Origin of the sequence: Paracoccus sp. TD-10, assembly GCF_048270675.1 — a bacterium.
In the GTDB taxonomy this organism is placed as follows: Bacteria; Pseudomonadota; Alphaproteobacteria; order Rhodobacterales; family Rhodobacteraceae; genus Paracoccus; species Paracoccus pantotrophus.
This window is the reverse complement of sequence record NZ_CP182421.1, coordinates 85062-98884: the sequence shown is the minus strand read 5'-3', so window position 1 is coordinate 98884 and position 13823 is coordinate 85062. Positions and strand designations below refer to the sequence as shown.

The 13823-nt window shown below is 59.6% G+C and carries 15 protein-coding genes and 2 pseudogenes; 14 read left to right on the top strand and 3 right to left on the bottom strand.

What is annotated here, in order from left to right:
- Window positions 1-49 precede the first annotated feature (49 nt).
- Both ACNKFW_RS22755 and ACNKFW_RS22750 read left to right on the top strand, forming a co-directional pair.
- Window positions 50-432 (top strand): annotated as a pseudogene (locus tag ACNKFW_RS22755) (IS5 family transposase); the annotation flags it as partial.
- Between the two features lie 72 nt (window positions 433-504).
- Window positions 505-1064: pseudogene (locus ACNKFW_RS22750) on the top strand (transposase); the annotation flags it as partial.
- 302 nt (window positions 1065-1366) lie between these two features.
- Here the strand turns inward: ACNKFW_RS22750 and repC are convergent.
- From repC to ACNKFW_RS22735, 3 genes are all read right to left on the bottom strand, one after another.
- On the bottom strand, window positions 1367-2611 hold the full coding sequence (gene repC, locus ACNKFW_RS22745) for a replication initiation protein RepC (protein ID WP_166436155.1): 1245 nt from the start codon (window positions 2609-2611) through the stop codon (window positions 1367-1369).
- A 315-nt stretch (window positions 2612-2926) separates the two neighbouring features.
- A complete protein-coding gene (locus ACNKFW_RS22740) occupies window positions 2927-3574 on the bottom strand; it encodes a hypothetical protein (protein ID WP_032488774.1) in 648 nt (215 codons plus the stop codon).
- Window positions 3575-3949: 375 nt separating this feature from the next.
- Window positions 3950-4570 carry a helix-turn-helix transcriptional regulator gene (locus ACNKFW_RS22735; RefSeq protein WP_116171326.1) on the bottom strand — a complete coding sequence of 207 codons (621 nt, stop codon included), beginning with the start codon at window positions 4568-4570 and terminating at the stop codon, window positions 3950-3952.
- A 107-nt stretch (window positions 4571-4677) separates the two neighbouring features.
- On the opposite strand from ACNKFW_RS22735, the gene ACNKFW_RS22730 reads away from it, so the two are divergent.
- From ACNKFW_RS22730 to ACNKFW_RS22675, 12 genes are all read left to right on the top strand, one after another.
- Window positions 4678-5034 carry a hypothetical protein gene (locus ACNKFW_RS22730; RefSeq protein ID WP_116171325.1) on the top strand — a complete coding sequence of 119 codons (357 nt, stop codon included), beginning with the start codon at window positions 4678-4680 and terminating at the stop codon, window positions 5032-5034.
- Window positions 5018-5764, top strand: a complete 747-nt coding sequence (locus ACNKFW_RS22725; protein WP_116171324.1) for an acyl-homoserine-lactone synthase — start codon at window positions 5018-5020, stop codon at window positions 5762-5764. The genes ACNKFW_RS22730 and ACNKFW_RS22725 overlap by 17 nt, the downstream gene beginning before the upstream one ends.
- A gap of 217 nt (window positions 5765-5981) precedes the next feature.
- On the top strand, window positions 5982-6356 hold the full coding sequence (locus tag ACNKFW_RS22720) for a hypothetical protein (RefSeq protein WP_140848480.1): 375 nt from the start codon (window positions 5982-5984) through the stop codon (window positions 6354-6356).
- A gap of 130 nt (window positions 6357-6486) precedes the next feature.
- Entirely contained in the window at window positions 6487-7107 is a 621-nt protein-coding gene (locus ACNKFW_RS22715) for a lytic transglycosylase domain-containing protein (protein ID WP_243700327.1), read from the top strand.
- Between the two features lie 13 nt (window positions 7108-7120).
- On the top strand, window positions 7121-7441 hold the full coding sequence (locus ACNKFW_RS22710; protein WP_116171321.1) for a TrbC/VirB2 family protein: 321 nt from the start codon (window positions 7121-7123) through the stop codon (window positions 7439-7441).
- Entirely contained in the window at window positions 7441-7719 is a 279-nt protein-coding gene (locus ACNKFW_RS22705; RefSeq protein WP_116171320.1) for a VirB3 family type IV secretion system protein, read from the top strand. Before ACNKFW_RS22710 ends, ACNKFW_RS22705 begins: the two co-directional genes overlap by 1 nt.
- Window positions 7712-10087 carry a type IV secretion system protein B4 gene (locus ACNKFW_RS22700; RefSeq protein ID WP_116171319.1) on the top strand — a complete coding sequence of 792 codons (2376 nt, stop codon included), beginning with the start codon at window positions 7712-7714 and terminating at the stop codon, window positions 10085-10087. The genes ACNKFW_RS22705 and ACNKFW_RS22700 overlap by 8 nt, the downstream gene beginning before the upstream one ends.
- Window positions 10080-10232, top strand: a complete 153-nt coding sequence (locus ACNKFW_RS22695; protein WP_166436154.1) for a hypothetical protein — start codon at window positions 10080-10082, stop codon at window positions 10230-10232. The genes ACNKFW_RS22700 and ACNKFW_RS22695 overlap by 8 nt, the downstream gene beginning before the upstream one ends.
- A complete protein-coding gene (locus ACNKFW_RS22690; protein ID WP_418025902.1) occupies window positions 10213-11376 on the top strand; it encodes a transglycosylase SLT domain-containing protein in 1164 nt (387 codons plus the stop codon). Before ACNKFW_RS22695 ends, ACNKFW_RS22690 begins: the two co-directional genes overlap by 20 nt.
- Entirely contained in the window at window positions 11373-12164 is a 792-nt protein-coding gene (locus ACNKFW_RS22685) for a type IV secretion system protein (protein ID WP_116171317.1), read from the top strand. The genes ACNKFW_RS22690 and ACNKFW_RS22685 overlap by 4 nt, the downstream gene beginning before the upstream one ends.
- Window position 12165: 1 nt before the next feature.
- A complete protein-coding gene (locus ACNKFW_RS22680) occupies window positions 12166-12747 on the top strand; it encodes a hypothetical protein (protein ID WP_116171316.1) in 582 nt (193 codons plus the stop codon).
- Window positions 12747-13787: a type IV secretion system protein gene (locus tag ACNKFW_RS22675; RefSeq protein ID WP_181180906.1), complete on the top strand. Its 1041-nt coding sequence runs from the start codon at window positions 12747-12749 to the stop codon at window positions 13785-13787. Before ACNKFW_RS22680 ends, ACNKFW_RS22675 begins: the two co-directional genes overlap by 1 nt.
- Window positions 13788-13823 lie beyond the last annotated feature (36 nt).

The following is a 13823-nucleotide window of genomic DNA, read 5'->3' as shown; positions in this document are numbered from 1 at the left end:
AAAATGGATTCACATGGCGGTCTGAACGTGATTCAAGCTGGTATCTGCGATGGAGACCAGCTTGGCACGAGACCTGATGTCGGACGAGGAGTGGGCGTTTCATGAACGCTTCATCCTTGCCGCCCGCGCCCCGAACGGACGCAAACCCCTGAACCATCGTCTTGTTCTGGATGGGATTTTCTGGATAGCTCGAACAGGGTCGCCCTGGCGTGACTTGCCCGAGGAGTTCGGCAAGTGGTCATCCGTCTACCGTCAGTTCCGGCGCTGGACCCTGGCGGGGCTGTGGGAGCAGATCATGGATGCGTTGAACGAGAGCGGGCTGGTCCCAGCCACCCTGCAGATGATCGACAGCACCGTCGTCCGCGCCCATCATCAGGCAGCGGGCGCTAAAGGGGGACTCCGCGACAAGCTTTCGGCCGTTCGCGAGGTGGCTTGGTAATCCTCCCCATGGTTAGAGGGCTGCGGACGTAGAATTTTCTCGGCAAGATGGACGAGGAGATTCCGATGAAGAAGAGCCGTTTCACCGAAGCCCAGATCATGGGCGTGCTGCGTCAAGCGGAGGGCGGTTTGGCCGTGCCCGAGCTGTGCCGCGAGCATGGGATCAGCAGCGCGACGTTCTACAAGTGGCGCGCCAAGTATGGCGGCATGGATGCGTCCATGATGGGCCAGATGAAGGCGCTGGAGGAAGAGAACCGGCGGCTGAAGCGCATGTTCGCGGACCTGAGCATGCAGGCTGACCTGCTCCGAGAGGCTCTGGGAAAAAAGTGACGCGGCCAGCTCAGCGCCGCGAGCTGGCCGCGAAGGCGGTGGCGACGAAGGGGGTCAGCATCGCGCTGGCCTGCCGGGCGTTTGGTGTCAGCGAGACCTGTTTCCGCTACAGCCCGAAGCGCGACGAGGAGAACGAGAGGATCGCCGACCTGCTGGTCGGGTTGACCAATGTTCACAAGACATGGGGGTTCGGGCTGTGTTTCCTGCATCTGCGGAACGTCAAAGGGCACGTCTGGAACCATAAGCGGGTCCATCGCATCTACTGCGAGTTGGAGCTGAACCTGCGGATCAAGCCACCCACCAAAACACCTCACCTTCAAGCTGCACTCGCCATGCTGATTCCACATCGACAGCGCAATCCTGGACGGCCCAATCGGCATCTTCCACGAAACGAAATGCGACCTTGACGAGAGGGTTGGTCTGCTCGCTGCATAGGGAATAATACTCATCCTCTGATAGCAGGCCCGGCGGCCCCATCCTCCAGGTTCCGATGATTTCGCCGTCTTCTGAGAATGCTTGAAAGTCCATGGTGTCCAGGTAAATCCTACCTTCCGGCTGCTGCTTGGCTTGAAGCAAAACTGGCATTTCTATCCTCTTTTCATGATTTTCCAAATATTTTCCATTGCTTCAGCCGGATCAGGCTGCCGTGCAGGTTCAGCCCACTCCTGGCGGCGATCCGGGTCATAGCGCAGAGCATCGCGCCCGGCTTTCTGACAGGTTCGACAGAGCGGAACCTGTTGGCGTCGATCACCAGCACGGTCAGCGCCGCGCCCAGATTGCCCATCACTTCCGCCGCGTCTTCCCAAGCAGAGGGCCGGATGCCGAGATCGACCAGGCTCGCGATCGCGGCACTGATGAAGTCGCGATCGGTCAACTGGTCTGGGCTATGACCTGAGCTATCAAGGTAGAGCCGCATGTCATCGGATGCCATGGCGTAGAGCTGATCCGGGGTGAAGGTTTCGGTCAGTTCGGGCTTGCGTCCCTGCCCTGGCCGCAGATCATTTTTTTCTGAGCATCCGGGCGGGCCCTTAGGCCCGGCCGTATATGGATTGGTATCGGCCCGCTTGCGGGCCGTCCGATTGTTGGCGGAGGAACCGCTACAAGAAACAGGATTCTTTAGGTTTGTATTTAGTATCGCCGGAATCCTGGATTCCGACACGCCGGAAGAATCTGCACGACATGACAGGATCTCGGCCAGCTGGTCATAGACGGATCGAATATCCGCCAGGTGACCCTCAAGCTGTGCAACGGTCCGAAAACCGGCGTAGCGCCTCGGCCACGCCGCGAAGGCTTGAAGGAGCGATCCAAGCGCAGGATGCCGCGGCTCCAGTTCTACCAGGCGCTCGATGGCGCGGCGGACGTCGCGTTTCAGCGCGGAGCATTCGAGGCGCAGGGTCTGTATCCTACGGCCCTCGGCCTGGCGGTCGCGGTCACAGGCGATCAGCTCGCCCACACGCTGGATGAGGGGCCGAAAATTGATCCCCAGGCGCCGGCCGCCGCTCAATTCCGCCCCGGAACGGTGCCCATCGGCCGCTGTGTCGATCAGCACCAGGCCAAGCGCCTCCAGGTGCCTCTCATGGGCGCGCAAGGCGCGGTCCGTGATGCCGATCTCCGCTGCCATGTCCTGCTGCGCGCGATAGCAGACCGGGTCGCGGTGCGGATCGGTCCAGTCACTGACCGATGTGGATCGCATCATGCGCAAGAGCGCATCACGCCGGGCCAGGCCGATCCCGAATGCACGGCGGGCGTGCCGCTCGATCAGCTCTACCAGGTGCCCGAAGGTCATGCCGGACGGCAGGCATGGATATGTCGGTTGGGCGGCCAAAGCCGCGAATCTGCTCATAGTTTTCTGCTCCTCGATCTTGTGAGGCGCAGGGCCGCGGGCATAGCACATCCGTTCGCACAAATGCGTTTTTGCTCTTGATTTTCGAGGCCGGGGAAGTAACTATGCTCGTAACTGATGGAGCAATGCAGGTCGCCAAACCTGTGTTACTAACTCAAGCCCCCTCGTGCGGTCCCCGCGGGGGGGGTTTACTTATGGGCCGTATGTCTCTGATTCTGCTCTGGCTCCTCTACGGGGGCATTTAACCCGGAACCCTACAACGACTAGGGCCCCGCGGCAATTCTTAGTATGTGCGCCAGCGGGCACCCGCTAGGTTCAGTAGCGGATCGCCTCGACGTGGTAGCTGCCATCCCATTCACGATAGCGCATGAAAACACCTCGGATATGACCGCGGTGGTCGTTAGTTGTCTCGATCTCGATAGGTTCGCAGCCGCGCCCGTAGACAGAGTGGCGATCATCATCACATCCAACGGTCCGAGTGACAGTGTAGCCGCCCGTGGCCTCTGCCAACCACGAGGGCCCGTGCTGGTAGCTGCCGGCCGCCCACTGGAAATTGCCGTCTTCCGTATACGTGCCGACCGAAGTTCGATCCGTGATGTATTGGGTATCGCCCGTGCGTTTGTGGAAATATCGTTGAATATGATAGATTTCGATCCCATCGCGGATCGCGCGGGTCTCCGGGTTCAACCCATCTGGCCCGACCACCATTGACACGCCGATCTTCGCGGCTGTCGAGGCGTCCAGGCCCATGGGGCAACGCCAGGGCTGGAGGGGCGGCTCGACGGGGATCGGGGTGATGCGTCGTATGACCTCCGCCTTGGCAAGCGCGCACTCGGAACTGGCTGGGAACCCTCCGGCCATGCAGAGCAGGATAGCGCAGTCGATCGGGTGAGCCTTCACCGGAATTGCAGGCACTATTGACAGTGAAAAAGCGATTGGTATTAATGACTTACTGATCTTCATATCTACATCCTTGCAAGGTCAGAAACGATCTTACAAGATTGTATAGCGTCTAAACGGCCCTTGGGGCAAGAGAAAGCCCCGGTCTGCTCAAGATACCGTCCCAAGACCGTCATTCGCGAAGGAACCGAGCCCGCGGGGTCAGAAGGCTGGATTAGCCACACGACCCCCGTGTCGCCTGATGCCGTCTCATACCGAAGACCGATCCCATCCCGTTCACGCACTTCACCGATGAATCGGTTGGTAGGTCGCATGGCGCCTTGTGTTTGCATCGCAACTTATCCTTCAACCAACTGCAGTCTGGCGAGGACGTTGGAAGCAGGCAGCAAGACAGGGAAGAGGAAAGGGCTCCGATTTAAACTTTGGGATAAAATTTTCTTAGATGAAGCCCCTGTCCTTGGCGATCGACACGGCTTGCGTGCTGGTCCTCGCCTTAAGTTTGTCTTGGGCCTGCTGGCTTCGGTACTTGATCGTTGGAAGGGATACGCCTAGCCGCTCTGCGGCTGCCGCTTGGGACAGGCCATCCCGCAAGCACTCCAAGACGGCGATTTCACCATCTGTCAAGGAAGCCCTATTGTGAAGCAAATCAACCCAGTAGAAGAACTTTTCGGTGACCTCACGAACCTCGGAATCCGAAAATTCACGGTCTGCTCGTGACAGCGATATGAAGGAGTGGATGCTGTTCACATTGCGGGTCGCAGCCATGCCATACCTCATCCCGTGCGCAGCTGCTGCCTTTAGAACGCCTTGGCTATCGGGAAGGTCGATCTCCGACCACCGTGTCGCGCCACTTTGCTCCTTCACGATCCAGCGGAACACCGGGTCATCCAGGAAGACGCCACCACGGACATACGCCTCCTGCCAAACTGCAGGCATGGTGCTGTCGAGCTTCTCGGCACCAGCGGCAGTATAGTTGAACGACAGCACCCATCCAGCGGGTGCAAGTTCGGTCAGCCAAGCGCGGTCAATGGTGTAGTTTTGCAAGCTGTTGATGAGCATGGATTATCCGAAAGCATAAATTACCTTATCCCAAAGTATAAAATCTGCCGATCATGCTGGAATGTCCAGTCCCCGGGGTGTTGATGGATCGAAAGAGGGATTCATGTATGCTTCAACAGAGGGCCTCTGAGGCCAGGACTATCGTCGAGGCGAAGGTTGGCTTCACAAAGGAGATGGTGGCCAGCCTGAACGAGAACTTTGATGATCTCGCCACCGGCGGGGTGGTGGTGGTGGAGGTGTTGGAAGATGGCTCGTGGCGCGCGAACCCAGATGACACCTGCTCCCAAAGGACGCCAGAATTTACGAAGGATATGGTGAAGACCCTGCACGAATATTTCGACTTCTACGCGATCGATGGGGTTGTGACCATCGAGGTGTCGAACAGAGGGCTTTGGCTTCCCAACCCTCTCGCCGGCCGTCAGTTTCTAGGGTTAGCAAGGTTCCCACATGGTAAGGCTCACTGAAGCTGCGTCGCAGACCTCCAGTCAAGAAAGCAACAGACGGGACTTCGCTGTCAGTGTGCTCTGGAGCAAGTCGTTCAGTTCTCCCTCCGAGGTCGCGAAGGGATGGGCACTGATCATGAAGTTCTGGGATTTGCGCCGGGAAGTCTTCATCAACCAGAAGAACTGGGGGCTCAAGACAGCCGATGGTCTGGAGTTTGATCAGTATGACAACATGGGAGCTCGCGGGGTCATTGGCGCCATCTACATCGTTGCCCACCGTGATGGAGAAGTCTTGGGTGGGGCTCGGCTGCTTAGGACCGATAACTTCGATGGGGCCAAAAGCTCCTACATGATCCGCGACGCATGCTTGGGCCTGTTGTCAGGAATGCCGACAGAGTTGTGTGAGTCTGCTCCCCCTGTCTCAGATGAGATTTGGGAATTGACGCGCCTGGTGGCAAAGAAGGAGCCTGGCGTCGGAGAGGCCATTCTCGCGGCTGCTAACCGCTTCCTGTTCAAGATAAGTGCCCGCAGGTGCCTGTTCCTCGGCCCACCGGCGTTCATGCGCATGGCGAAGAAGATGGGTTTCGCGCCCGATCCACTGGGGAAGATCCAAGGCAACAAGGACGGCCGGTTCCTGGCATTCGGTTGCGACGTCATTCCTCCAGAAGATGTTACCGACGAATACGGGCCCTCTGCGGCCAGGCTGCACCCCGGGCAGTCCGGTCACAGCGTTGGCGAACACGGCCGGTAACCCGAAAGACACTCTTCCCGACCTCGCATCCTGTTGGCCCCTTTAAAAAATCGGGCTATTGGTAGGGCGTCCGCCGCTTGGCGGATGAACAATTTTGTAAGGTCGCCAACAACTTTCTACGGTTGGACGAAATTATAAGGTTGTTGTCGATCTTATAATGTCGTATTCCTGCGGTGTCAGTAACCGCGGGCTGTGCGACCGTCAATGGAGACGGACCGTGTCATCGCCTGCCTTTATGAAGCCACCTTACTTTGTTCTGGATCAGGCAAAAGAATTCATGGAATACTTGCGCGATGGCTGGCACTTCGAAGTGCTGTGCCGCTCCGACGCCTACCTGCGCAGCTCATACTGGTATGGTGAGTGGGTCGTCGTACTCGTCTCACCTGACGGCAAGCAAGAGATCCCACTGCTCAAAGCACGGCGCGGGGGGACTGCTGAGGACATGCGCCTCTTCAAGACGGTCAACGGCATCTACAGCTTCTGCAAGCAGTATTGCGTGCGGTCCCCAATCATCCCGTCTATCGCCGGCGAACGCGAACGGCAAAGAGTTACGCTATCCGACTGGTCAGAGTCGACGGATAGGGCTCAGTAACCCCGAGCATACCGCACCATTTTGCACCGCTCTGTGCGCGCAGGTGCGCGGAGCTTGGCGACGGGCCCGGCTGGCTTTCCCAGCCGCTCTCACCTCCATCCTCCTGGCAACGACTTGCGCCCAAGCTGATGTGATCCGCTTTGGCGCCACGGCCGAGGCGGCGAAACCCGAACAGCGCCCCCGTGCAGTTTTTCGTTATGACCGCAACGGCAGGCTGATCCTCCCTCCCAAGCCAGATGAGCCGGAAGGCAACGACATAGAGCTGATGGCGGCCTCCACCAAGGGAAGCGGCGACATCATCGTCGGCCGTGCGCCCGTTGGTGAATACCTGGGCGCCCTCCCCAGCGTCAGGCAGACGGCGCTCCGCTACCAAAACCATCCCGCCATCATTGCCGCCGGCCTTACGAAACAGGAATGGCTGTCGCTCTTCGAGGCAATGATCTGGCAAGAATCGCGCTTCAATCAGCGTGCCAAAAGTCCGAAGGGCGCCCTCGGATTGGCACAGTTGATGCCTGGCACGGCCTCGCTCCTTGGGGTCGATCCGTCCGATCCGATGCAAAACCTGGACGGAGGCGCGCGCTATCTCCTCACGCAGCTTCAGAATTTCCGGAGTCCGACGCTGGCGCTGGCAGCATACAACGCTGGCCCGGCGGCGGTTCGGAAATATGGCGGCGTCCCTCCCTATCGGGAAACCCGCGATTACGTGGTCAGGATTCTTTCCCGCCACGAACAGATAATGGCACGAAATTGAAAGGGAATTTGCCATGACGAAACCAAATCACATGCAGATGGCGTTGTTCGTCGTCCTGCTACTCTGGGCTGCGATGTTCGCGACCGATGTGCTTGCCCAGGCCACTGCGGGCGGGGTGCAGTTCTCGAAGATCGACACGCTCGGCAACAGCTTCATCACCTGGATCAAGGGTAACCCGACGACGATCTTCTTCACATTGGCGCTGGTCATCACCGGCTTTCTGGCTGCCTTCAACCGGATCAGCTGGATGTGGGTCGGAATGATCTGCCTTGGTGCGTTCTTTGCCTTCGGCGCCACGAACATCGTAACCCAGCTCAAGTCGATCTTCACCTGATGGTCGAGCGCACTCCGGTCATCCTCGGGCTGTCGAGGCAGGCCAAGATGTATGGCCTGCCGATGCCCTACTTCCTGGCGGTCGGCGGCCTGACGATGTTGCCGTTCATCTGGGTAAAATGGCTGCCTTGGCTGCTGACTGCACCGCTCTGGTATGGCCTCGCCAAGATCGTGACGATTATCAACCCCAACGGTCATCGGGTTGTGGCCGTGATCTGGACCAAAACACGGCCTGTCATTTCTCTCAACAAAAAGAAGAGATTCCGCCGCTATGTTTAGCCCCCGTGATTTGAGCGAAGTCAGCGAGCGTGCCCGCACAATCCTTCCGGCCGATCTCAATCTGTATCGGCACATGCCTTATGCGATCGAGGTTGACGATGAGGTCGTGCGGACCCGAGAGAACGGTCTGCTGATCGCGCTCGAAATCACGGGCATTGACGGTCTCACTAGCTCGGACAGTGAAATACACGAGCTGCGCCGGGCATTCGCGCATGTCCTCGACGGTCTGGACGAGCGGTTCACCGTCTACATCCATCGGATGATGCGCCCGGCGCAGTTCGGCCTGAAAGCGATCCACGGCGACGGGTTCGCCGCGGACCTTGACCGCAAATGGCAGGCGCATCTCGCCAGCAAGAACCTCCATGATTTCGTGCTGGTCATGACTGTCGTTCGCAACCTGAGCCAACCTCTAAAGCTGCCCTTGTTCCAGAGGGCTGCGAAGCGGCTGCTCGATGGCGACACGACCACGCGCCTTCACGAGCTGCGCGAGGTCGTGTCGATCCTGGAAACCAGCCTTTCGCTCAATGCCCGGCGGCTCAAGATCAGCGATGGCAGCATGCTCGGCTTTCTCTCGGCGATCAACACGGCCGTCCTCGGCAAAAGCTATCGCGGCCGGCGCACGCTGATCGCAGAGGATGTGGCGAATATTGCGGTCAAATTCGACCACAAGCGCGGCACGATGCTCATCGAGGAAGGGTTCGGGCGGCCGCGCTATGCCGCGACGCTGGCGATCTGGAAATATTCGGAGACGACCTGGCCGGGAATGCTGGACGCGCTGGACACGTCGATCGACATGGTGATTTGCCATTCGTTCACGCCCATTGCAAATCACAAGATCTCGGGCCGGGTGAAAACCCGCATCGACCAGATGCGTGCCGCCGGCGATCTGGCCGCTTCCGTGGCCGAGCAACTGCTCGATGTGGCTGATGACGTCGAAACCGGCAAGGCGGGCGTGGGCGCCCACCAGCTTTCCATCACCGTCTATGCCGACAGCCAGGCCGAGCTGGACCAACGCGTGTCACATATTCGCGGCGTATCGGAGCGGATGAAGGTGACGCTGAGTCGCACCGAACGCAGCCTCGAAGCGACGTTCTTTGCACAGCATCCTGGCAACCAGGATTATCAGTGCTGGGACATGACGGTCAGCACCACGACCTTCGCTGATCTGGCCTCACTTCACATGGAGAATGCGGGCTCTCCGGCAAGGAAATTACCTTGGCAGACGCCGATTACAGTTGTCGAGACGGCAGGCGGCTGCGCGCACAGGTTCAGCTGGCATGAGGAGGGTCCGCCGGCGCCCGCCGATCCGACACTCGGCCATACGCTGGTCCTCGGCCCGTCGAACTCGGGCAAATCGACGACGCAAGCCTTCCTTGCCGCCCAAGCCATGCGTGTCCCGGGCTTGCGGATCGTGCTCTTCGACAAGGACAAGGCCCTGCGCCCGGTCGTCGCCGCACTTGGGGGGCGCTATGCCCAGATCCTCGCCGGGCGACCGACAGGGCTGAATCCTCTGCTGACCGAAAGCGGGCCTCGCGGCGAGGCGTGGCAGATGGATTGGCTTTCGGCACTGGTGGAACGGGCGGGCGGGCATCTGACACCACAGCAGTCCGAGGCGCTGAAATCGGCCGTGCGGCAGAATGGCATTGCCCCGGCGGAACTGCGGAACTTCGAGAAATTCCAGGAGCTGATCGGCGATGTGAACGATGACCGTGATCTTGCGCTGCGCCTCAGCGAATGGGGTCCGCGCGGTCGATACGGCTGGGTGTTCGGCGAGGCAGAAGAGCCGGTTATCGACTTCAGCCAGAAATCCAGAGTCCTTGGCATTGACCTGACGGAAATCCTTGATCTGCCGACTGAGCGAACGGCGGTGTTGTCCTTTATTTTCCGGCGGCTCGAACTGATGTTCGAGGACAAGGTGCCAACCCTGGTGATCATCGACGAGGCCAGCACGGTCCTTGACGACGATTATTTCGCCCGGCGCATCCCGAAATGGCTGGCCACGGTCCGCAAGCAGAACGTGGTCATGATCCTGATGACGCAATTTCCGTCGCATATCCGGGAAAGCAAGGCGAAGTCGATCCTGGAAGGCCTCCCGAACCGGATGCTCTTCCCGAACAGCAAGGCCGTCACCAAGGACTATACGGGCTACAACCTGACCGAGAACGAGTTGGGATTTCTGCTCGACGGTTCCCGGGGCAAGCGCGAGGTGCTGTTCAACGGCCATAGTGGTTCGACGGTGTTGAACATGGACCTGTCGGCCGTCGGCCCTCTGCTCGCCGCCCTGGGTAGCGATGAAGCCGCCCGCAAGATGTTCGGTGAAGATTACGAAACCAAACCGCAATTCTGGAGGAATTTCAAACATGATTAAGGCTTTTTTGCTGCTTCTCGCCGTCCTGCCCATCCTTGCGGCCTGTGGGGGCGAGACGCCGATCCGCAAGACGAATTGCTGGTCCACCATGGCCCTGGTCCCGATGGATGATTGCGAGTTCGAATATGTTCCTGTGGCCCGCTGAGCGCCTGATCCCCGTCAGGGCGGCGACGCTGGCGCTGATCCTCGGAACAGCGTCCGTTCCGGCGGCAATCGCGCAGGGCGTGCCGACCCTGGATGGGCGTGGCATTGCCGAGCTCCTGATCCAGATGGACCAGGACCGCGACGAGCGCGCGGCCGAGGTCGATGAAAACGCGAAGCGCCAGGACATCCTCGACAAGCAGGATGAACAGCTGGCCGCCCTCGATGAGACACTTGAGTTGCTGACGGGCACGAGCGCCTTCATCCCCGACCTGGAAGGCGGCGGCGATGCGGGTGAGGTCTTCGCGGCCTCGACGGTCTATGCGATCGACGACAACAACCCCTATGTCGATCGGATCATGGGCGACGCGCCGGTGACGATCGAGCAGATGATTGCCGAAACGGCGGTGAAATACGGCAATCACCCGGCGCTGACGAAAGCCGGCATCAACGCGGTCGAGTTCCGCTGCTGGTTCCAGGCGCTGGTAAAACAGGAATCGAACTTCTCTATCGGGGCGAAAAGCCCGAAGGCGGCGTTCGGCCTGACCCAGATCATCCCGGACACGGCCAAATACCTCGGCGTCTATCCGGCCTATTATGACGACCCGCGCCTGCAGCTGGACGGGGGGGCCAAATATCTCCTGGAGCAATTGAACCGCTTCGGATCCATGCCCCTGGCGCTGGCGGCCTATAATGCCGGACCTGGCGCGGTGCAGAAATATGGCGGCATTCCGCCATATAAGGAGACGCAGAACTATGTGGTCAAGATCAGCGGCTATTACGACCGCTACGCGGCACGCATGAATGGCGCGGCCGATGCGGTCGGCACGCTCGATCCGCGCGACATGGCTATTGCCGAGGCATCAAACGTAGCGGACGCCGGCTGGCATTATGCAGCGCACAGCATTGATACCATGAGCGCTGCCGCTACTCGGCTGCGCTCGATCCTCGTCCAGATCGAAAGCACCGGATCGGTCAAGGAGGCGATGGATCTGAACACCTATGCGCGGGGCGAGGTCGCGCGCATGGCGAATATCCTGGTCCGGCTGGCCGCTACACGGCGCAAGGTCGAAGCGGCCCGCAACGCGCTGCTGATCCAGGCTTACATCGAGGACGAAAAATATCTGCAAGTGAGGATGGACGAATGAATTTCCCGCAGAAAATCAAATTCCTTCTGGCCGCCTCCGCGCTGGCCGTGGCGACAGGCGCCCATGCGCAGGGCGTGCCGACGATTGACGTGACCTCGATCGCCAAGCTGCAAGAGATGATCACCGAGTCGAAACTCCAGCTCCAGGAGCAAGTCGCACAGAATCTGAAGCTCGACGACCAGACCTTGAAGTTGATCGAGCAGATCAAGACCATGCAGGCCCAGCTGGACGCACTGAAGAACGGGCTGTCGCTTGCCGATCTCGGCCTCGATCCCGAAAGCTTCCTGCGCGACATTCTCCCCGATTTCTCGAACCTGACCGCATCGCTCGACGCGGCCAAGTCGGGCAACTGGTCGGGGGTGCTGTCCGGCACGAGCTCAATCGGCGGCGGCTCTGTGGACAGCTTCGTGAGCAAGACCTTCGAAACCGCGGGTATCAAGAAGACGGAAGTGGACGAGTTGGCGAACAGCGAAAACGCCTCTGCCGCGCGGATCGGCAACCAGGCGAATGTAAACGCCTTCATGTCGGTGGCGGCGGAAAGCTCGTCGCAGGCGGCCCGTGAAAGCCTGACGCGCATGGACGGGTTCATGCAGCAGATCGGCGAGACGCAGAATCTGAAGGAGGCCATTGACCTGAACACGCGCGTCACCGGCGAGCTGGGCATCGCCCTGGCCAATATCTGGGCCATGGAAGCGGTTCAGACGGTCGGAATGGGCGAGGCCGGGATCATGGACGCCGCGACGGCGGCCGAGGAAGAAAAATACCTGACAGTGAAGCTGGAGGAGTGAGATGAACAAGCGGGTTCTTCTGGGCGGGGCGGCTGTCGTGGTGATTGCAGTAGTGGTCGCGGGCGCGCAGATCTTCCCGCGAGGCGATCAGACCCCGGATGGCCTGGTGACACAGGCGGACGACAACCCCTTTGCCGGGCTGGACAAGGTCTTCATCGAGGAGGGTCCTGATCTTGGGCTGACCGAGGAGCAGCGGAAGGCTGAGGAGGACTACCTCGATCTTCGGCTCGACCGCTCCGACACCAGCGCCGTCCTGCCGATAGAGGGTGCCAGGAATGAGCCTTACCGCACCTGCGAAAAGGTGCCGGAGCTAAAATCAACAGTCTACAACGACCGGGTGAGTGATGAGGGTTTTGCTACCCGTTCGATCTACGATTTCGTGAAATATAAGCATGCTCTCGACAAGCGCGACTGCACTTGCGCCGGCAAAGTCGCGCCCTTCCAAGGGGTCAACCTGATCAAAGCCGAGCTGACTGAAAAGGAAGGTGAGGATTGGAACCGCTTTAAATGGGGCGAGCACTATCAGACCGAGGGACGCAAGATTCGCGATCAGGTCGAAGCCATGTGCGGAGGCGAGTTCTGATGGGCATCGTCAGTGACATCATGGGGACAATCGACACGAGCATCGTGTCGGCGGGGGAAAAATTCTTCGAGGCCTCAGCCTCGGGGATGCTGCCGGTGATGACGATCGCCTGCACCATCCTGCTGATCCTGATCGGCATCAATATGGCAGTCGGCTATTACCAGATGAGTGGTCGCGATGCGATCCAGATCGCGACCCGCATCGTGATGATCTACATATTCGCCTTCAGCTGGTCGAATTTCAGCGTCGTCTATCAGGCTTTCGCCCATACCGGCGAAACGCTGGCCATGGAGTTCTTCAACGTCGCCAGTTCGACCAGCACGGACAGCATCTATGGCGCGATGGACAAAATGGCCGTCAATATGTCGGACGCCGCTGACGGCGTGGCCAGGTCGCAGGGCTCGATCATGCGCGGGGTGCTGGGCGCATTTTTCTATGCAATCCTCGCTCTACTGATGGCGGGCTATGTTCTGATCGTGGCCTTCGCCAAGATCATGATCGCGGTTCTGCTCGGCGTTGCGCCCTTGGCTATCACCGCCACGATCTTCGAGCGGTCGAAAGGCATGTTCGAAGCATGGCTCGAAAGTCTGGTCGGCTACCTGATGTATCCGATCGCCGCCTCGGCCGTGATCTCGGTCATCATAGTCGTAGCACAGAAGCAATTTGTGCCGCAGGAAAATGTTGAAACGATCAACCAGCTCCTTGGATTTTGCGTCGTGGTTTTCGTCGGCATCTTCGCGCTGAAGGCGATCCCGGACGCGGCCGGCCAGATGACCGGACATTTTCGTTTGTCCACCATCGCACCGGAAGTCCTGCGCCTCGGGCAGCGCGGCGCTGCCGCGACGGCAAAGCAGCTGCCGGGCGTGAAGCAGCTGCAGCAATACCGCCAGGACAGGCAGTTGATCGCCCAAGGCTTCAAGAACGGCACGGCCGACAGTCCGGAACAGGTGAAGAAGGATCGCGACCGCGAGCTTCGCGAACGTGGCGCCATGCTGCGCCAGAAGCGCGACGACATGCGCAGGCTGCGCGGCGGAAATTAATTCAGACGGCTTAATTGCCTGAAATCAGGAGTTAAA

What these genes read in the sequence shown, in the direction of transcription:
- repC (WP_166436155.1), bottom strand. Translation starts at nt 2,611, where the DNA reads ATGAGCAGATTCGCGGCTTTGGCCGCCCAACCGACATATCCATGCCTG.
- ACNKFW_RS22740 (WP_032488774.1), bottom strand. Translation starts at nt 3,574, where the DNA reads ATGAAGATCAGTAAGTCATTAATACCAATCGCTTTTTCACTGTCAATA.
- ACNKFW_RS22735 (WP_116171326.1), bottom strand. Translation starts at nt 4,570, where the DNA reads ATGCTCATCAACAGCTTGCAAAACTACACCATTGACCGCGCTTGGCTG.
- ACNKFW_RS22730 (WP_116171325.1), top strand. Translation starts at nt 4,678, where the DNA reads ATGCTTCAACAGAGGGCCTCTGAGGCCAGGACTATCGTCGAGGCGAAG.
- ACNKFW_RS22725 (WP_116171324.1), top strand. Translation starts at nt 5,018, where the DNA reads ATGGTAAGGCTCACTGAAGCTGCGTCGCAGACCTCCAGTCAAGAAAGC.
- ACNKFW_RS22710 (WP_116171321.1), top strand. Translation starts at nt 7,121, where the DNA reads ATGACGAAACCAAATCACATGCAGATGGCGTTGTTCGTCGTCCTGCTA.
- ACNKFW_RS22705 (WP_116171320.1), top strand. Translation starts at nt 7,441, where the DNA reads ATGGTCGAGCGCACTCCGGTCATCCTCGGGCTGTCGAGGCAGGCCAAG.
- ACNKFW_RS22700 (WP_116171319.1), top strand. Translation starts at nt 7,712, where the DNA reads ATGTTTAGCCCCCGTGATTTGAGCGAAGTCAGCGAGCGTGCCCGCACA.
- ACNKFW_RS22695 (WP_166436154.1), top strand. Translation starts at nt 10,080, where the DNA reads ATGATTAAGGCTTTTTTGCTGCTTCTCGCCGTCCTGCCCATCCTTGCG.
- ACNKFW_RS22690 (WP_418025902.1), top strand. Translation starts at nt 10,213, where the DNA reads ATGTTCCTGTGGCCCGCTGAGCGCCTGATCCCCGTCAGGGCGGCGACG.
- ACNKFW_RS22685 (WP_116171317.1), top strand. Translation starts at nt 11,373, where the DNA reads ATGAATTTCCCGCAGAAAATCAAATTCCTTCTGGCCGCCTCCGCGCTG.
- ACNKFW_RS22680 (WP_116171316.1), top strand. Translation starts at nt 12,166, where the DNA reads ATGAACAAGCGGGTTCTTCTGGGCGGGGCGGCTGTCGTGGTGATTGCA.
- ACNKFW_RS22675 (WP_181180906.1), top strand. Translation starts at nt 12,747, where the DNA reads ATGGGCATCGTCAGTGACATCATGGGGACAATCGACACGAGCATCGTG.